This window comes from Vibrio sp. FF266 (genome assembly GCF_041439695.1).
Lineage (GTDB): Bacteria > Pseudomonadota > Gammaproteobacteria > Enterobacterales > Vibrionaceae > Vibrio > Vibrio tasmaniensis_A.
This window is the reverse complement of the sequence record NZ_JBGOOO010000011.1, coordinates 59,772-79,584: the sequence shown is the minus strand read 5'-3', so window position 1 is coordinate 79,584 and position 19,813 is coordinate 59,772. Positions and strand designations below refer to the sequence as shown.

The 19,813-nt window shown below is 44.3% G+C and carries 15 protein-coding genes; 8 read left to right on the top strand and 7 right to left on the bottom strand.

Annotated features, from left to right (window positions below; translation table 11 throughout):
• Positions 1-112: 112 nt before the first annotated feature.
• From hemB to polA, 3 genes are all read left to right on the top strand, one after another.
• A complete protein-coding gene (hemB, locus tag ACED59_RS10980) occupies positions 113-1,156 on the top strand; it encodes a porphobilinogen synthase (RefSeq protein ID WP_017099245.1) in 1,044 nt (347 codons plus the stop codon).
• 81 nt (positions 1,157-1,237) lie between these two features.
• A complete protein-coding gene (locus ACED59_RS10975; protein ID WP_017099246.1) occupies positions 1,238-1,678 on the top strand; it encodes an acetyltransferase in 441 nt (146 codons plus the stop codon).
• 692 nt (positions 1,679-2,370) lie between these two features.
• A complete protein-coding gene (polA, locus tag ACED59_RS10970) occupies positions 2,371-5,184 on the top strand; it encodes a DNA polymerase I (protein WP_017099247.1) in 2,814 nt (937 codons plus the stop codon).
• Positions 5,185-5,691: 507 nt separating this feature from the next.
• On the opposite strand, the gene ACED59_RS10965 is transcribed toward polA, so the two are convergent.
• Positions 5,692-6,291 (bottom strand): hypothetical protein, encoded by a 600-nt coding sequence (locus ACED59_RS10965; RefSeq protein ID WP_017099248.1) that lies wholly within the window; start codon positions 6,289-6,291, stop codon positions 5,692-5,694.
• 230 nt (positions 6,292-6,521) lie between these two features.
• Positions 6,522-7,181, bottom strand: coding sequence for a ribosome biogenesis GTP-binding protein YihA/YsxC (gene yihA, locus ACED59_RS10960; protein ID WP_017099249.1), 660 nt, complete (start codon positions 7,179-7,181; stop codon positions 6,522-6,524).
• Between the two features lie 148 nt (positions 7,182-7,329).
• Here yihA and ACED59_RS10955 point away from each other — a divergent pair, with 148 nt between their 5' ends.
• From ACED59_RS10955 to hemN, 5 genes are all read left to right on the top strand, one after another.
• On the top strand, positions 7,330-7,947 hold the full coding sequence (locus ACED59_RS10955) for a cytochrome c (protein WP_009848044.1): 618 nt from the start codon (positions 7,330-7,332) through the stop codon (positions 7,945-7,947).
• Between the two features lie 557 nt (positions 7,948-8,504).
• On the top strand, positions 8,505-9,143 hold the full coding sequence (locus ACED59_RS10950) for a class I SAM-dependent methyltransferase (RefSeq protein WP_004735576.1): 639 nt from the start codon (positions 8,505-8,507) through the stop codon (positions 9,141-9,143).
• The gene (gene yihI, locus ACED59_RS10945) at positions 9,143-9,700 is read left to right on the top strand and encodes a Der GTPase-activating protein YihI (RefSeq protein ID WP_004735577.1); all 558 of its coding nucleotides are present in this window, start codon (positions 9,143-9,145) and stop codon (positions 9,698-9,700) included. Before ACED59_RS10950 ends, yihI begins: the two co-directional genes overlap by 1 nt.
• Before the next feature lie 6 nt (positions 9,701-9,706).
• Complete coding sequence (locus ACED59_RS10940) at positions 9,707-10,195, top strand: DUF2489 domain-containing protein (RefSeq protein ID WP_017099250.1); 489 nt, start codon at positions 9,707-9,709, stop codon at positions 10,193-10,195.
• A 347-nt stretch (positions 10,196-10,542) separates the two neighbouring features.
• Entirely contained in the window at positions 10,543-11,934 is a 1,392-nt protein-coding gene (gene hemN, locus ACED59_RS10935) for an oxygen-independent coproporphyrinogen III oxidase (RefSeq protein ID WP_017099251.1), read from the top strand.
• Positions 11,935-12,017: 83 nt separating this feature from the next.
• Here hemN and ACED59_RS10930 read toward each other — a convergent pair whose 3' ends face one another.
• From ACED59_RS10930 to glnA, 5 genes are all read right to left on the bottom strand, one after another.
• Positions 12,018-14,633: an EAL domain-containing protein gene (locus ACED59_RS10930; RefSeq protein ID WP_017099252.1), complete on the bottom strand. Its 2,616-nt coding sequence runs from the start codon at positions 14,631-14,633 to the stop codon at positions 12,018-12,020.
• Positions 14,634-14,741: 108 nt separating this feature from the next.
• Positions 14,742-16,145 carry a nitrogen regulation protein NR(I) gene (glnG, locus tag ACED59_RS10925; protein ID WP_017099253.1) on the bottom strand — a complete coding sequence of 468 codons (1,404 nt, stop codon included), beginning with the start codon at positions 16,143-16,145 and terminating at the stop codon, positions 14,742-14,744.
• A 110-nt stretch (positions 16,146-16,255) separates the two neighbouring features.
• Entirely contained in the window at positions 16,256-17,332 is a 1,077-nt protein-coding gene (gene glnL / locus ACED59_RS10920; RefSeq protein WP_012602997.1) for a nitrogen regulation protein NR(II), read from the bottom strand.
• Between the two features lie 168 nt (positions 17,333-17,500).
• The gene (locus ACED59_RS10915; protein ID WP_017099254.1) at positions 17,501-18,070 is read right to left on the bottom strand and encodes a DUF4124 domain-containing protein; all 570 of its coding nucleotides are present in this window, start codon (positions 18,068-18,070) and stop codon (positions 17,501-17,503) included.
• Between the two features lie 247 nt (positions 18,071-18,317).
• Positions 18,318-19,727: a glutamate--ammonia ligase gene (glnA, locus tag ACED59_RS10910; RefSeq protein ID WP_009848037.1), complete on the bottom strand. Its 1,410-nt coding sequence runs from the start codon at positions 19,725-19,727 to the stop codon at positions 18,318-18,320.
• Positions 19,728-19,813 lie beyond the last annotated feature (86 nt).

Here is a 19,813-nt window from a genome sequence, read left to right as displayed (position 1 = left end):
GGTTTTATATTTTACTGCTAGCGTCCTGAGCCATCAGTGATATGCTTTTGCCTGTATTTAGCACTTTTCATATCTAAGCATTTCGGTGCTTAGACTAGGCAAGGAGAATCTAGTGTCTGTTTCAATTCAAGGTCAATTCCCAGGTCGCCGTATGCGCCGTATGCGTAAGCACGACTTTAGCCGTCGCCTAATGGCAGAAAATCAATTGTCTGTGGATGACCTCATCTACCCAATGTTTATCCTGATGGGTAAAGACCGCCGCGAGCCTGTCGAGTCAATGCCGGGTGTTGAACGCTTGTCGATCGATCTGATGCTTGAAGAAGCGGATTACCTGTCAAAATTGGGTGTTCCGGCGATTGCTCTGTTTCCGGTCGTGAACCAAGATGCTAAAAGCTTATGCGCGGCTGAAGCTCATAATTCAGAAGGTTTAGTGCAGCGTGCGGTACGTTCATTAAAAGAGCACGTGCCAAATATGGGTGTGATTACTGATGTTGCACTGGACCCATTTACTACTCACGGCCAGGACGGCATCATCGATGAAGATGGCTATGTGATGAATGACGAGACGACTGAAGTCTTGATCAAGCAGGCTCTGTCTCATGCTGAAGCCGGTGCTGATGTGGTTGCTCCGTCGGATATGATGGATGGTCGTATTGGTAAGATCCGTGAAGCGTTAGAGGAAGCGGGTTATATTCATACTCAGATTATGGCGTACTCTGCGAAATACGCATCGTGTTATTACGGCCCATTCCGTGATGCAGTCGGCAGTGCTTCGAACCTGAAAGGTGGTAATAAGAAGAACTACCAGATGGATCCAGCCAACAGCGATGAAGCGATTCACGAAGTGGCAATGGATCTTAATGAAGGTGCGGATATGGTGATGGTTAAGCCAGGTATGCCTTACTTAGACATCGTGCGTCGTGTGAAACATGAACTTCAAGCACCAACGTATGCTTACCAAGTGTCTGGTGAGTATGCGATGCACAAAGCAGCAATTCAAAACGGTTGGCTGAAAGAACGCGACACCGTCATGGAATCACTGCTGTGCTTTAAGCGTGCTGGTGCTGATGGCATTCTGACTTACTTTGCTAAAGATGTTGCAGAGTGGCTTGCTGAAGACAATGCACAAGCAGCCAAGCACTTAAAAGAAAAGTAACAACTTAACGTTAACTTAAGTGATATTCAGTAAAAGGGTTGGCCATTGTGTCAGCCCTTTCGCTTATGAGGATGGAAGAAGATGTCAGTCATAGTACGTGAAGGTTCACTGGAAGAGGTTGTGTCTGTTGTCGAGCAGATCTCTGAGTTTGCTAGAAAAGAGAGTGTCGCTTCACTGGCAGCTCGGCTTGAAGGGAAAAAGAGCCTGATCTTAGTGGCTGAAGAGGCGAACGTGTTACTTGGCTTTAAAATTGGTTATGAGCTTAACTCAAATACTTTCTATAGCTGGTTTGGTGGTGTGTCATCGCTTGCAAGAAATAAGGGTGTCGCACAGGCTCAATTAGATGTTCAGGAGCTGTGGGCACAAGAGCGGGGTTATGAGCAGCTGAAAGTAAAATCTCGTAACCAGTTTCCTGCGATGCTGTGTTTACTATTGAAAAATGGATATCGAATAGAAAAACTGGAAGAAAAAGAAGAGATTAATGAAAATCGAATCCATTTCGTGAAGCAATTATCAGCTTAATGATTTGCTTTATCGGAGGGATAAATCATTTAAAATGAATTTAATGAGATTTATTATCATTTAGTTGTTGACTATTAAATGAGAATCATTATTATTAACCCTGTCTTAGGGAATGAGGAAATGTTCACAAGGATGTTAAGTACTCAAGTATCAACTTGGTTACCCAACAGAATTCTCGCGAACTTGTACTAAGTTCTTTTTGACACGACATTGCTCACATTGCTTCCAGTGTAATTTATAGCTTTTAGGTAAAGCTGTGGTATTCATTTGAATGGCTTTACCAGTTTTTGCTAGGCGACATCTTCGGGTGTCGCTTTTTTTATACCTCCAATTCAACAATATGCATATTTAGTGGCACGTTTTTTTATGAATAAAACGCCATCAGCATTCTTTTCCACAATGCAGGATCGTAAAAAGATCGTTGATCATATGTTCGATCTGTAAAATTGTTCTTTATTATCAGTGTTTTGTTGGTGTTTTTTGATTTGTTAACCTTACTTCTCAACAGGGTGGATAAATAATATAAACAGAGTTATCCACAGAACGCTTGCGTCTAAGAACAAAAAATAACAACAAATCGATTATAACGAATACAACCGAGTGAACGGATACAGATCGACAACATGGAATCCAACCAACAGACGTGGCATTCTTAACAGATAATTTCTGTACTTACTGGATTCACAAATATTATGGCTCGTATTCCTGATAATCCATTGATTCTGATCGATGGCTCTTCTTACCTATATCGCGCGTTCCATGCTTACCCTGGCACCATGAGCAATGGTGATATCCCAACGAACGCTGTTTATGGTGTAGTTAACATGCTACGCAGCATGATGCGTCAATTTGCTTCTGATCGTATTGCGGTTATTTTTGATGCGAAAGGGAAAACGTTCCGTGATGACATGTACCCAGAGTACAAAGCAAACCGCCCACCTATGCCTGACGATCTTCGTTGCCAGATAGAACCATTGCACAATGTGATTCGTGCGATGGGTTTGCCACTTATCTCTATTCCTGGCGTTGAAGCAGATGACGTGATTGGTACGTTGGCTTCTCAAGCTTCTGCGATGGGGATGCCTGTACTTATCAGTACTGGTGATAAAGATATGGCGCAGTTAGTTGATGACAACGTTACTCTGATCAACACCATGACCAACGTGGTAATGGATCGCGAAGGTGTGATTGAGAAGTTTGGTATCCCGCCAGAACTGATCATCGATTATTTGGCACTGATGGGCGATAAAGTCGATAACATCCCTGGTGTTCCGGGTGTGGGTGACAAGACAGCGACGGCTTTGCTACAAGGCATTGGTAGTATCGAAAAGTTGTATCAGAATCTTGATGATATTGCGGCGCTTGGTTTCCGTGGTTCGAAAACGATGGCTAAGAAGCTGGCTGATAATAAAGACAATGCTGACATGTCCTACGAGCTTGCAACAATCAAGCTAGATGTTGAGCTTGAAGAGACGCCTGAGTCATTGGTAAAAGCACAACCCAATATCGATGAGCTGATTAAGTTATACGGTCAACTGGTCTTCAAATCTTGGTTGAACGAGCTGCTTGAAGGTGGCAGTGGTGTGGTTGAGGCGGCAGAAAAATCTGCCGCAGCGGGAGCTGGTGCGGCACGCAACAGTGCTTCTTCAGCAACGTCTACTGTAGAGATGAATACGTCTGCCGTGACGATTGATCGTAGCAACTACGAAACGATTCTAGATGAAGCGTCATTCAATGTTTGGTTAGAAAAGCTTAAAGCAGCTGAATTGTTTGCTTTTGATACTGAGACAGACAGCCTTGATTACATGGTGGCGAACCTGGTCGGTCTATCATTTGCGACGGACGAGGGCGTTGCCGCTTACGTACCGGTTGCTCATGATTACCTAGATGCACCGCAACAGCTGGATCGTGATTGGGTACTTGAACAACTGAAACCGATTCTTGAAGATGATGCTCAAGCTAAAGTGGGTCAAAACCTGAAGTACGATATGAGTGTGCTAGCGCGCTACGGTATCGAGATGAAAGGCATCAAACACGATACCATGCTGGCGTCTTACGTTTTCAACAGCGTAGGTGGCAAGCATGATATGGACAGCCTAGCGCTGCGTTTCCTTCAGCACAGCTGCATCTCATTTGAGCAAATCGCAGGTAAAGGTAAGAAACAGCTTACTTTCAACCAGATAGAACTGGGTGAGGCGTCTCCATACGCTGCAGAAGATGCTGATGTGACATTACGTCTTCATAACCGCCTGATGGAAAACATTGAGCAAGATGAAAAGCTAAAAACCATCTATGAAGAAATCGAAGTACCACTGATTCCTGTGATGTCTCGCATTGAACGCACAGGTGTATTCATTGATGACATGTTGTTAGGGGCTCAATCGCAAGAGATTGCGGTTCGTCTGGATGAGCTAGAGCAGAAAGCTTACGAGATAGCAGAGCAAGAGTTCAATATGAACTCGCCAAAACAACTGCAAGCGATCCTGTTTGAGAAAATGGGTCTGCCAGTTATCAAGAAAACGCCATCAGGTGCACCTTCAACCAACGAAGAAGTGCTTCAAGAGCTGGCGCTTGATTACCCGCTACCTAAGTTGATCATTGAGTATCGTGGTCTTGCGAAGCTTAAGTCGACGTACACAGATAAACTGCCGAAGATGATCAACGCTGAGACTGGTCGTGTTCATACGTCTTATCATCAAGCGGTGACCGCGACGGGCCGTTTGTCTTCGACTGATCCAAACCTACAGAACATCCCAATTCGTAATGAAGAAGGTCGTCGTATCCGCCAAGCATTCGTTGCACAGCATGGTTGGAAGATTCTAGCGGTCGATTACTCTCAAATTGAATTGCGTATCATGGCGCACCTATCGGGTGATAAAGCGCTGCTGGAAGCATTCCAACAAGGCAAAGATATCCACGCGGCAACGGCTGCTGAGATCATTGGTGTTGATATTGATAGTGTGACCACTGAGCAGCGTCGTCGTGCTAAAGCGGTTAACTTTGGTCTTATCTACGGCATGAGTGCTTTTGGTTTGGCTAAGCAGCTAGGTATTCCTCGTGGCGAAGCACAACACTACATGGATACTTACTTTGAGCGTTACCCAGGTGTGATGCAGTATATGGAAGACACACGCAGCGCGGCTTCAGAGCAAGGCTTTGTTGAAACCATTTACGGTCGTCGTCTGCACCTTCCTGAGATTCAATCTCGAAATGGCATGCGTCGTAAGGCTGCTGAACGTGCGGCAATCAACGCGCCAATGCAGGGCACAGCAGCAGATATCATTAAGAAAGCGATGCTGTTGGTTGATGAATGGATTCAAGCGGAAGGCGATGGTCGTGTGAAACTGCTTATGCAAGTACACGATGAATTGGTCTTCGAAGTGGAAGAGTCAGCTTTAGCCGAAATTGAAAGTAAAGTACAAGAATTGATGGAATCCGCCGCAGAGCTAGAAGTACCGCTTGTCGCGGAAGCTGGCCACGGTGACAACTGGGATCAAGCCCACTAATCAGTTTTTGACCTTATTGAGTAAATTAGTATGAGCCAGTGCACAAACACTGGCTTTTTTTTGTCTCGAATAAAGTTAGGTCATAAGAAGATTTTGGGTGTTTTAATAAAACGTTCATGAAAAAAAACTACAAAAATGGTTTTCATTTCTGAGCAATTGTTGTACATTAAATCTTGTAGGGTACAGAGGTAAGATGTTCTATCTTTCAGACCTTTTGTTTCACGTTATTGGATTAGGCTGATTCAGCCGCCCCAGTCAGTATTTGACTGGGGCGTTTTTTCTTGTGCGAAAGAAAAATATCTCCAACCTACTATTCCCCCGTAAAATCTCCCATTTTTAGTGCCTTTTGTTACGCTTTCCCTAAGCAGCGTGATAAACACTTGATTGCCTTAGATCTGGAATTCAATCAGCAATTGGTAATTTTAATCCGTCTCTAAGTGCATTGTTTTATTCTTGAAAATAACTTTTATTTTACAAGTGACTCATAATACATTGATCGCTTACGTCTTATTTATCAGTATATTGAGTGGGTGAATGCTCAATGTAGTCCATGATTTCCTGTTGTTTCTCTGTGCTGTATTTCAGAGCTTCGGCCGTGATCTGGATAGATTGCGCCATAGAAGAGATATTGTTGGTCGCTTCCACCAAGGTTTGCTGCATGGGTTTTAGGATAAGTAGATAGATAGCGGTCAACGCGATAACAATGACAGTGATAACGGCTGCCAACGCAATAATGATTTTAGTTTGGATATCATCTAGCAGTAATTGACTGGTTTTCTTAAAGGCGAGTCGAGATTGGTCTAAGACTTGTGGGAGTTGATTGAGTGATGTCTTGGTGGAGCTCGCAAGCTGATTGATGCTTTCAACGGTTTGATTCAAGGCTTGTTGTTGGTCATTGCTGAGGTTGGGGTTGTTGACTATCGCCTGCAAAGATTGCGATATCACCTCAAGAGACTCACTCGCGTCTTTTGCGTACCTTTCCATACCATCTAGGTCTAAGGTCATATCGACATTGATTAATGGGACTTGTTCTTGTTCTGCTTCAGAGGCAAACCCTGTCAGTGAGAGCAACATAAGTGCAATGATGGCCAATGGTGTTTTCCACATGAGTATTCCTTTCTCATTGTTCTGTTTATTTAGATGTGTCTTTTAGTATGGTTCACTTCTCTCGTTTCTAACTGATTAATCTTGTCTTTAATTCTCAAGACTTAGGTTTAACTCACTAATTTTTGGGCAAAAAAATACCCCACCTATATAAGGAAGGGTATTAATAAGGCTAAATCACTTGCTGTAAGTGCTTTAACTTCTAATTATAGATAAAGCTATAGATAGAAGAATTACTCTGAGTCGTTTTGCTCTTCGTCCGCTAGCTCATCAATGATCTGATTAGCAAACACAGGTGCAAACCACTCATCCATCTTGGCACGCAGTTGGTCAACGCCGATGCCCTTCATTGAAGAGAAGACATCAACCGCTACATCACCACCGAAAGATTTCGCATCATTACGGATTTTCAGTAGCTGTGCTTTACGCGCACCGCTTTTCAGTTTGTCTGCTTTTGTTAACAAAATCTGTACTGGGATGCGGCTATCGATAGCCCAGTAGATCATTTGTTGGTCAAGGTCCTTCATTGGGTGACGGATATCCATCAATACCACTAAACCTTTTAGGCTTTCACGTCGTTGTAGGTATTCACCTAGCGACTTCTGCCATTTTTTCTTCATCTCAAGCGGTACTTGAGCGAAGCCATATCCCGGTAAATCGACAATATGACAGCCGTCGGTAACCTTAAATAGGTTAATTAGCTGAGTTCGACCTGGGGTTTTACTGGTTTTCGCCAAGCTTTTTTGGTTTGTAACGCGGTTTAGTGCGCTAGATTTACCAGCATTGGAGCGTCCTGCAAACGCAATTTCGATCCCTTCGTCTTCTGGTAAGTGACGAATATCAGGTGCACTGGTAATGAAATGCGTGTTTTGATAATGAATTTTTACGCTCACTGTTAACTCCATCTCGACTTTGTGTAGTCGATTGATTACTTTTTTGTGAATTTGTGTAAAATAACCGTGCTCGGCATAAGGTCGCCTATTGTACCATGAGTGGCAACATAGAGTGGTACTGGAAGCTTGATAATTATAATGGAATGTCATGAAGAAATTAGCGCTAATTTTGAGTCTTTTAGCCAGCTGCTCAGTATGGGCTCAAGGTAGTATTGAAGCTGGTAAAGCCAAATCACAAACATGTGTTGCCTGCCACGGTGCTGACGGCAACAGTCTGATCACTCAGTATCCTAAGCTGGCTGGTCAACATGAGAAGTATCTAGAGAAGCAGTTAAAAGAGCTTAAGCTAGGTATGACGAGTGGTGGTAAACAAGGTCGTTACGAGCCTGTAATGGGTGCAATGGCGATGCCTTTATCTGAAGAAGATATGGCTGACCTAGCGGCATACTACGCATCTCTCCCTATCTCTAGTAACTCTACTCCTGAAAATGTAGTAGATGAAGGTAAGGTTCTTTACACTGCGGGTAACGCAGAACGCGGCGTAACGGCTTGTATTGCTTGTCACGGCCCTCGTGGTAATGGTACCGAACTTTCTGGTTTCCCTAAGATTTCAGGTCAGCACGCAGATTACATCAAGGCTCAACTTGAGAAATTCCGCGATGGTAACCGTAATAACGACATGAATGCGATGATGCGTGATGTAGCTAAAAAGTTAACAGACGCAGATATTGATACCTTATCGAAGTACGTTGGTGGTTTACACTAATATGTCGGTTTCTTGCTCTTAGCCAGAGTAATGAAATGTACGTTCGAGCGAGATTGAAGAGACGCCCCGATCAGTAATGGTTGGGGCGTTTTCTTTTGTATTGATTTTATATATCCGGTTTGTGTTAATGTCTAATTTATCAATGCGTGTTCGAATTGTGTACAAAAGTGTGAGCTCGCACTCTTGTAGTCTTTTTGTAAAAAGGTATAGTAGCCGCCATCAGCTAGGAGCTGACTTAGATACGGATGGTCATCTAGTCTAACGGTATAGACAGAAACGGATCAGGCTAGGACAGCCCAGCAACAAGGTGTTAGAAAAGGATAGCCAAAACTCATCAGGACGATGAACAACAAACAAATTTGGCATGGAAAGCACCAATAACAAATGGAGATTTGTGTACCAAGTTGAGTATGCAAATTTTGGCCGATATAGGCAGATTTAGAGAGCGATAGGTTTTCCTATCGCTTTTTTTATTGATTTGATGAAAAAACACCCAATACCTCTCCACTATAAACTCAGTTTCTGGTATGTTTCGCATCCCTGTTTAAGGATGTGCTATGTATACTTGTCCCTTATGCCATCACCAAGGCGTGAATCACTATTTTGAAGACAAACGCAGAGCCTATCTGCAGTGTCAGCAATGTGAACTGGTATTTGTTAAACCTGAACAAAGGTTAGAAGCAAAAGAAGAGAAAGCACACTATGATCTCCATGAGAACGATCCTAGTGATGCAGGCTATCGCCGTTTTCTATCTCGCATCGCGGATCCACTAACAGACAAAATTTCATCTAACTCACACGGGTTGGATTTTGGTTGTGGCCCAGGCCCTACGCTATCTATTATGTTAGAAGAAGCCGGACACACCATGGAGTTGTACGATATCTATTACCACCCAGAAGCTTCTGTGTTGGAAAAAACGTATGACTTTATGACTGCCACGGAGGTGATAGAGCATCTTTATCACCCAGACAAAGTGTGGCAGCAATGGTTGAATTTAGTTAAACCCAAGGGCTGGATTGGTCTTATGACTAAACTAGTAATAGACGTAGACGCGTTTGCTGGTTGGCACTACAAGAATGACCCGACACATGTCGTCTTCTTTAGTCGTCAAACATTCCAGTTTTTGGCAGAGCGGGATAAGCTCGAACTAGAATTTTTTGGAAATGATGTAATTTTACTGAGGAAAGTGCAGTAATGGGTCGTAGTAAGAAATCAAGAAAACCGGGAGCACTTGGCGCTCCGGAACCTATGGTTACTCGTAACCGTAGTGAATCTGATGTTGAAGGTCGTGAACGTAAGCGTGTTAAAAAGCGTAAAGGCCTTAAGTCTGGCAGCCGTCACTCTGATGGTAGCGAAGCAAAACAGCGTAAAGCTGCACTAGCTCGCGACCCTCGTTTAGGCAGCAAGAAAAAAATCCCGCTGATTGTTGAACCAGCGAAGAAGTCGACGAAACAAGAGCGCAAGCTATCTAACGAACAAGAGTTAGAGATGCTTGAGAATGATGCTCAACTGAACACATTGCTAGATCGTATCGAAAATGGTGAAAACCTAGGTGCTGGTCTGCAGAAGTTTGTTGATGAGAAACTTGATCGTATCGAACACCTAATGGGCCGCTTAGGTCTGCTAGAGCCAGAAGACGATGAAGAAGAGATCTTCGAAGAAGCACCTGTTGCCTCTAAGAAGAAAGCAAGCTCTGACGAAGACTTGCTATCTCAATTCGAAGATTTCGACTTAGACAGCTTTAAAGGTTAATAGCCAATGAACGTAACCTTATTAGCAATTGCTGGTGGAATTATCATTCTCGGCTTGGGCTCTTACGCAGGTTACCTTCTACTTCAAGTGAAGAAGCAGACGGAGTTGCAAAAGCAGCATCAAGCACTTGCCATTGAAAAACGTAACGCGACGATTTACGAAAACGTAAATACTTTGTGCTTAGCGGGTATTCAAGGCCAGTGTGACTTACCTGAGATCAGTATCCGAGTGTGTATCATTATGGATAACGTTCAGGGTGATGAGCGTGTCGATTTTGATTCTGAGTATCCTGCTCTTTCTGAGCTGTACCATATCGTAAAAGATATGGCTCGCGGAGATGCAAGACAGGAACTGACGAAGAAAGATCGCATGCAGCAGAATCTCACGCGCCATAAGGCAGAGACTCGCTTGAATGATGCGGTCATCGAAGATTTGAAAAGGTTGCAGGAGAAGGTTGAGCCTCTCAACAACCAAATCAACATTCAGATGATCTAGTCACTAAGACTATTTAATATAGAGGCTTGTTGAACACTCCATTTTTAAGACGTGCTGCTTTTAATACCTATGCCTTTAAGACTTTTCATCTTAAATGCATCTTGTTTTTAAGTCGCCTTGTCTTTTAATAGACGATGTTAAATGAGCCTTCTTACCTTTTGCGTCTCGTTAATCCCGACGCTTTGTTAGTGATCAAGCTAGCAGTTCTGAGTTTTTGTCTGAAAAATTGATTTTGTCTTGGAACGACCTTACTGGTCGTGTGGCAAAATAACCCGTCTATATTTTAATGTATGTAAAATGATTTGAGAGACCTTAGGTTCTCGCGGATCTAAATTGGAATTACCGCTATGTCGAGCAAGCCAGTAACAACGAATCAGCAAATCGTTTGGGATCAAGAGATCTTAAACAAGTACAACTATTCGGGACCTCGTTACACTTCATATCCAACAGCGTTGGAGTTTCATGAAGCGTTTACCGTCGCTGATTACGACATGGCGTGTACTCAGTACCCTGAGCGTCCACTCTCTCTTTACGTGCATATCCCGTTCTGCCATAAGCTTTGTTACTACTGTGGTTGTAATAAAGTCATTACTCGTCACTCGCATAAAGCGGATGAGTACTTGGATGTGATTGAACATGAAATCCGCCAGCGCGCCTCTTTATTGAATGGCCGTAAAGTGACTCAACTGCACTTCGGTGGCGGTACACCAACGTTCTTGACCAAAACACAAATCACTCGTTTGATGGGCATTTTGCGTGAAGAGTTTAACTTCACCGCTGACGCTGAAATCAGTATTGAAGTTGACCCGCGTGAGATTGAGCTAGACGTACTTGACCACCTTCGAAATGAAGGCTTCAACCGCCTGAGCATTGGCGTGCAAGACTTCAATAAAGAAGTACAGAAGCTGGTTAACCGTGAGCAAGATGAAGAGTTCATTATTGCAATGGTTCAACGTGCGACAGAGCTAGGCTTCCGTTCAACTAACCTGGATTTGATCTACGGCCTACCAAAGCAGACTCAAGCTTTGTTCGCTGAAACATTGAAGCAAGTGTTAGAAATGAAGCCGGGCCGTTTATCTGTATTTAACTACGCACACATGCCGCAACTGTTTGCTGCGCAGCGTAAGATAAAAGATGAAGACCTACCTGAAGCTAAAGAGAAGATGGCTATCTTACAAGATACTATCGAGACGCTAACCGGGGCGGGTTATCAGTTCATAGGTATGGATCACTTCGCATTACCTGAAGATGAGCTAGCCGTAGCACAACGTGAAGGTATTCTACATCGTAACTTCCAAGGCTACACGACCCAAGGTGAAGCTGACTTAATTGGTTTCGGTGTTTCTGCTATCTCAATGGTTGGTGATGCTTACGCACAAAATCAGAAAGAGCTGAAGAAGTACTACGCTCAGGTGAATGACCTGCGTCATGCACTTTGGAAAGGAGTTGCTCTAGACAGTGACGACCTTCTACGTCGTGAAGTGATCAAGCAGCTGATTTGTAACTTCAAGCTTGATAAAACAATGATCGAATCTGAGTTCTCGGTTAACTTTAATCGCTACTTCAAAGAAGATTTAGAGCTTCTACAAACCTTTATCAACGATGAGTTGGTTGAAGTCGATGATAAAGAAATACGCGTAACTTTGCGTGGCCGTTTGCTGATCCGTAACATCTGTATGTGTTTTGATAAATACCTACGTGCCAAGGCTCGCCAACAGCAATTCTCTCGCGTCATCTAATAACTCGATAGAGAATAGAAACATAAAAAATGCCAGCATCATGCTGGCATTTTTGTATCTGACTCATTCGGTTTCTGCCTGATTTAGGCGAGGCTCTCTTTGGTGCCCTGTTTGGCCTCTGCGTTTTGTTCGGCTTTGTTATTCGTTTTAAACTTGGCATTTAGCTTACTGCCGAGGTCGGTAGGCCATTGGTCAAACGGAACCGGACGGCTGTATAAGAAACCTTGAGCTAATGGGCATTGAAGCTGCTTGAGTAGTTCAGCTTGTTGTTGTGTTTCAACGCCTTCTGCCACCAAACTCACTTTGAAACCCTTGGTAATGTTGACGATGGCCGCGACGATGGAGCTGTCTAGGTTCTCTTTTTCCAATTTACTGACGAAGCTGCGATCGATCTTTAAGCAATCAAATGGCAGTTTGTGTAAGTAAGCCAGTGACGAATAGCCGGTACCAAAGTCATCAATTGCAATCGAGATACCTAGTGCTTTTAGCGTCAGCATATTATCGATGATGGTTTGGTCATTGTCGACGATGCGTGATTCAGTGATCTCTAGCGTCAGGTTTTGGGCTGGTAATTTGGTGTCACTCAGCGTGGTTTTAACCAATTCAATGAATCCGCTTTCACTCAGTTGGTCGACAGATAAGTTAACGTGAATAGAGAAGTCTTTATTCCATTTTCCAGATTCAATCGCAATTGCGGTATCTCGACATGACTTGTGCAAAATCTGCTTACCAATGTCGTAGATCAATCCTGTTTCTTCTGCTAAAGGAATGAACTCCAAAGGTGAGATTATACCCTCGTCCGTTACCCAGCGAGCCAAAGCCTCGGCACCTATGGTAGCTCCGGATTCCAGGTCGATTATAGGCTGATAGAAGGGCTCGAACTGCTGAAGCTCAATTGCCTTGTTAAGACGTGCCAGCATCTTGGTACGATATCTCGATGCTTTGCCCATTTCTGGGTTGTAAATACTGACACTGGTTTTGTCTTGCTTTGCGTTGCTCAAGGCTATACTGCTGTTGCGTAGCAGCAGTGTAATGTCGTTGACGTTCGAGACATTCACTACACCCATTGATACTTTGATCACCACGCTTTCTGATTCCATGGCAAATGGGGAGGTAAAGGTTCGAAGCAAGCGGCTCGTCAGTAGCTGGACGTCATCTATTTGATTGATGTTAGGAGCGTAAATCGCAAATTCATCCCCGCCAGTTCGAGCTAACAGGAAGTTCGATGGCAGCGTACCTCTTAAACGAGCAGCCGCAATGATAAGCAGTTGGTCACCATTGTAATGGCCGAGGCTATCATTAATATCTCGAAAGCGGTCAATACCAATTAAGTAAAGTGTACCTTTTTCGTTTTCAGGGTTTTTCTTGGCTGTATCAATAAAGCCTTCACGACTATACAGTTTAGTTAATGAGTCATAGGTAAGTTGAGCCTGTAACGCCTGAAAAGAAGCCTTTAAATTGTTGGTCATTTCATTAAATGACGCAGTTAACATGCTAATTTCATAGATATTGCCCGTTTTTGGCATGCTCGTATCCCAGTCACCTTTGGCGAGGCGCTTTGCTGCCCCTGCTGTTGAAGTGATGGGTTGAGTTACGCGATTAAAGGCAATTAATCCAGCGATAATACCAATGCAACTGAGCGTTAGACCGAGTAACCAGCTGTTTCTTTGGTTTTTTGGTAATTCACCAAGTAGGCTACTTTCTGGGATCGACATACCAATAATCCAAGTGATGCCGTACTCATCTTCATAAGGGGTAAGTTGATTGAAATATCGTTCGTTATCTAAATTAAAACTAAAGCGCTGCACATTTAAATCATCGATTAGATGAAACTTATCTACATAACGGGCACTTTCACGTATTACCGCGTTAGCACTCTCTGTTGCTAACAAGCGCTGGCCTTTGTCTGTTTGTCCTGTTCCCCAAGAGACCACGCTGCCTCCGCCCGAATGAGCGACTAAGCGCTGTTGCTTATCAATAATATAAACAGAAGCATCTGTTTCATCTTTTAGTTCTTTGAGAAATGCATTAAAAGTGTTGATCTTGATATCGCTGGCAAGGACACCTTTGAGCTCGTTATCACTATAGATAGGAGCAAGAGCCGATAAAGTGATCTCTTGTCGTTCATCTGCATTGGCATAAATTGATGACCATAATGCCTTGTTCTGTGCTACGACAGGTGTGTACCAAGGGCGAACTCTTGGGTCGTAAGCTGAAATCACGGTTCGAATGTCTTCGCTAATCGTGTGGCCACGATAAATGACCAGCTGGCCTTGGGTTCGGTCATCTCGGGCCATCAAAGTGTAGCCGTTGTTAACTTCTTTTCGAAAACCGACGTAGCTACCGTCTGCAGAGCCAAAACTAATCACATCTAGTTGGGGAACAGCTTGGAAATGACGAGAAAATTTATAAAGGATGTAGTCTTGAACCTGACTAAGATCTCCCTCTTTATAAAGGTTGTGATAACCGATGTTATGACTTAGTGAAAGGTTAGCGTGAAATGGCTTTTCTAAAAAATCGGCAAGGCTTTGATGAACGTTATCAGTGAGTGATGTTAGTTGGCGCGCACTAATATCACTCACCATCTCCTTGTAGCTTTGCTTTTGAGTGAAAATCATTACGCCCATAGTGAAGAGAAATATCATCACGAATGGCAGAACCACTGCGGTTCTCAAGGTAATTTGTGTTTTCAAAGACATCTTTAGCTACAGTTTGGATAGATAGTGTACTGTAATTGTACCGATACTATTCAAAGCAAGCGACACTTTTTTAGCTTTAAAAAATATGTATCTAAAGGCATATATAGATCAGTACAACTCTTTGAGTTTACGAGTCAGGGTGTTTCTTCCCCATCCTAAAACTTTCGCTGCATCTTGTTTATGGCCATTAGTATGGTTGAGTGCGGCCTCTAATAATATACGTTCAAACTCGGGTAGAGCATAAGTCAGCAGCTCTTTTTCGCCGGAATCAAGCGCACTCTTGGCCCAATTAGCCAGCAGTTGTTGCCAATTACCATCAGTACCTTCGCTGATCACTACCTTATCTTCCAACAACTCAGGAGGTAGATCCGAAGGAAGTATTTCACTACCACTTGCCATTACTGTTAACCAACGGCAAATGTTCTCAAGCTGACGTACGTTACCCGGCCAATTGAGCTGATTGAGCTTCAGAATGGTCTCTGGGTGTAGTGTCTTCACTTCTACGCCAAGCTCTTCAGCGGCTGATGCTAGGAAGTGGTGAGTCAGCTTTTCAATGTCCTGTTTACGTTCGCGCAGTGCCGGAATATGGATTCGGATAACGTTGAGTCGATGGAAAAGGTCTTCACGGAAACCACCGTCATGTACTAAGCGCTCAAGATCTTGGTGGGTTGCGGCAACGATACGAACATCGACCTTAACCGCAGAATGTCCACCTACGCGATAAAACTGGCCATCAGACAGCACGCGCAGTAGTCGAGTCTGAATATCGAGTGGCATATCACCGATCTCATCCAAAAACAGCGTTCCGCCGTTGGCTTGTTCAAAACGCCCTTGGCGAACACTGTTGGCTCCGGTAAACGCGCCTTTCTCATGGCCAAACAGCTCTGATTCAATGAGATCTTTGGGAATGGCTGCCATGTTCAGGGCGATAAAGGGTTTTTTCGCTCTTGGGCTGTGACGATGTAAGGCGTGTGCGACTAGTTCTTTACCTGTACCTGATTCACCATTGATTAGCACGGAAATGGATGACCGAGACAAACGACCAATGGCGCGGAAGACTTCCTGCATCGCAGGCGCTTCGCCAATGATTTCTGGCGCGTTGGTGTCTTCGGCTACTTCGCTGGCTTGTTCTCGCTTTTGCTCTTGGCCGTGGGCGATTGCTCGCTCTACTAAAGTCAGTGTCTCATCGATATCAAACGGCTTAGGCAGATACTCAAAAGCGCCTTTTTGATAGGCATTGACCGCCGCATCAAGGTCTGAGTGCGCGGTCATAATGATCACTGGCAGGTCGGGAGAGCGTAGATGAACCTGATGCAAAAGCTCAATACCGTCAATGCCGGGCATGCGAATATCAGATACCAATACATCTGGCGTCTCGCGCTCAAGAGCAAGTAATACGCTCTCTGCATCAGCAAATGTTTCACACTTTATATCCGCAGATGAAAGTGTTTTCTCTACTACCCAGCGGATAGAGCTGTCGTCATCGACGACCCAAACGTATCCCTTACTCATAATTCAATTCCTTTGCAGCCAAATCTATTGTGATAATCATTGTTGTTTTTATTGTTCGGTATTCAGTGTTGCCAATGAAACGTTGTTTCCAGTGGGAGACACAGCTTTGCTTATATCGGCAAATAAATCGTGAATGTGGTGTTGCCCGGCCAGCTTTCAACATCAATTTTCCCATTGTGTTGATCGATCAGGTTTTGAGATATCGATAGCCCTAGCCCTGTGCCTCCTTCTCGTCCGCTGACCATTGGGTAAAACAGGGTGTCTTTCAATTCATCGGGGATACCCGGGCCGTTGTCGCAGATCTCAATGCGAGCGGCGAGTTTGTGTCGCTGACCATGAATGTTTGCTTGATGCACCGTTCTGGTGCGAATGGTGATTTTTCCTGATTCTTGAGCTTTCAGAATCTGAGCTGCGTTGCTCACTATATTGAGCATGGCTTGTTCTACCTGTGCTGAATCCATCAAGATGTCCGGTAGGCTCGGGTCGTAGTCTCGTTCGATGACGAGTGTTGAACCTGATTCTAGCTCGACGAGTTGCCTTACTTTTTCAAGTATTTGGTGAAGGTTCTCTTCCGATTTGGTCCCCGGTTTCTGTGGGCCAAGCAGGCGATCGACCAAAGCTCTCAGGCGGTCGGCTTGTTCAATAATGATCTGCGTATATTCATTAAGGGACTGATCAGGGAGCATTTTACCAAGTAGCTGCGCGGCTCCTCTTAATCCGCCCAATGGATTCTTAATCTCATGGGCTAATCCGCGTACCAATAGTTTAGCCGCTTGTTGTTGTGCGTGTTGGTTGAGCTCTTGGCTGAGGCGTCTTTGTTGGTCTATCTTGCGCATCTCAACCAATAACAGCGTTTCTCGCTGCCAAGATATTGGGCTCACTGTTACCTCAAGCATTAGTGGGCGGTTATCAACCACAAAAGTAACGTCACTGTCGGTAATGCTTTGGCCACTTTGTAGCGGTTGAGTCAACAGCGCTAAATCCAGTGAGGCGTGCTGGATAAGTTGGCTCAGAGGGTGATCAACGATACGTCGTGCACTTTGCGAAAAGAGTTGTTCAGCCGCCGGGTTGGCATATCGGACATACAGTTGCTCATCGAGCATCAATGTTGAGGTCACCATATTGTCGAGAATGGCGCTGGAAAGATGATGTGTATCTATGCTGTCGCTTTTGGCTGATCGATTCACTATTTCGTCCTTGAACTGGTGTTTTTCTCACTGCACCAAATTGGTGCGAAGCTAAGTTCAAGTATGGCGCATATCAACCAGAAGCTAAAGATAATTCATTAGAGTTGCTGAAAGGTGCTTCGATCAGGTGAAAAGTAGAGGTAATTTGGCCTCTTTTAACACATTGGCTTACTTGAGCGTCGCTCGATGTAAATACACGGTGACTGGACTAGTAGATGCAATAAGCTTGCCGCTTCTATGTGCTTGAATTGCAATGGTGTGAGTGCCTCGATCGATACCTTTCAATTCCCAGTTAGGTTGGGTTTGTGGAGCGCCATAACGACGACCATCGAGCGTCAGTTGCAACTGCTCTCCAATACCAAGCTTGCGGTTGAGTTTTATTTTTATTGGGATTAAGCCACGGTTGCTGCGGATGGTTTGATCATGAACTGGAGTCAGCATGCTGAGGGCTAACTGAGCGGGTACCTCTCGTTTCGTGTTATCTGTTTTTTTCTGAGCTTGAGCCGGTGTTGCCGTTTTACTTGTAGAGGGATCTGCAGCGTCAACAGGCGTTGAGGCCTCAAATTTAGGGGCTGGTGCGGAAGCTTGTACGTCAGGTAGGCGAAGAGCCTCCGCACCTTGATCGGTAGGGGTATCACTAAAGTGAAGCACACCATCCTCATCTTCCCAGGTGTACACCGTTTGAGCAGAGCACGAGAATGCGACTGTTAATCCGATTAGGAACAGTATGTTTTTCATATCGTTAGCCTCTTTCCACCGTTAGGTGTTTTCACGTTTCACGTTTGACGTTAGTTTTGTTATTGATTTTATTGTATTTATAGCAACAGCCTCTGAGGGCTTTTGTTTAAGATATGGTACGAGGAAGCAGGGGGAGGGAGAATAGAAAAAAGGCCCGCCTGCGAGGCGAGCCTAATATTTTTTAGTGCTTCTTACATGTTGCAATAGCTTTTACTGCAGTAAGAATTACATGCTAACCGACGGAGGATTAAACTGAGTAGTACAGTTCAAACTCAAGTGGGTGTGTAGCCATGTTCACGCGCTGTACATCGTCAGATTTCAGAGTGATGTAAGAATCGATGAAGTCGTCAGAGAATACGCCACCAGCCGTTAGGAACTCACGGTCTTCGTTAAGTGCTGCTAGAGCACCTTGTAGAGATTCTGCAACTGTTGGGATTTCAGCTGCTTCTTCTGCAGGAAGGTCGTATAGATCTTTATCCATAGCTTCGCCAGGGTGGATCTTGTTCTTAATACCGTCAAGGCCAGCCATAAGCATTGCTGAGTAGCATAGGTATGGGTTAGCTGCTGGGTCACCAAAACGTAGCTCGATACGACGTGCTTTCGGGCTTGGTACTACTGGGATACGGATAGAAGCAGAACGGTTACGTGCTGAGTAAGCAAGCATTACAGGTGCTTCGAAACCAGGTACAAGACGCTTGTATGAGTTCGTTGATGGGTTAGCAAATGCGTTGATTGCGCGAGCGTGCTTGATTACACCACCGATGTAGTAAAGAGCCATTTCAGATAGGCCGCCGTACTTATCACCAGCAAACAAGTTTTGTCCATCTTTGTTCAATGACATGTGAACGTGCATGCCAGAACCGTTGTCACCAACTAGTGGCTTAGGCATGAATGTCGCTGTTTTGCCAAATGCGTGCGCAACGTTGTGTACAACGTACTTGTAGATTTGAGTCTCATCCGCTTTTGTTGTTAGCGTGTTGAAGCGAGTTGCGATTTCGTTTTGACCCGCAGTTGCAACTTCGTGGTGGTGAGCTTCAACAACTAGGCCCATCTCTTCCATTACTAGACACATTGCTGAACGGATATCTTGAGATGAATCGACAGGAGCTACTGGGAAGTAACCGCCTTTAACGCCAGGACGGTGACCTTTGTTACCGCCTTCGATGTCAGAACCTGTGTTCCAAGCTGCTTCTACATCATCAATTTTGAAGAAAGAACCAGACATGTCGTTTGAGAACTTAACGTCATCGAATAGGAAGAATTCTGGCTCTGGACCCACTAGAACTGTGTCTGCGATACCCGTAGAACGTAGGTATTCTTCAGAACGTTTAGCGATAGAGCGTGGGTCACGGTCGTAGCCTTGCATTGTTGCAGGCTCAAGGATGTCACAACGGATGTTTAGCGTTGCATCTTCTGTGAATGGGTCCAGTACAGCAGAAGCTGCGTCTGGCATCATTACCATGTCAGATTCATTAATGCCTTTCCAACCAGCTACTGAAGAGCCGTCAAACATTTTGCCTTCTTCGAAGAAGTCTGCATCAACTTGGTGAGAAGGAATAGAGATGTGCTGCTCTTTACCTTTTGTATCAGTAAAACGTAAGTCGATAAATTTAACTTCGTTCTCTTGGATCAGGGATAGTACATTTTCTACTGACATCTTGGATAACCTCCAGTGTTATTAATTCGGTATTAGCTCGATTCGGTTGAAACCAGCATTGATTAATGTCTATACGTGCATTAATC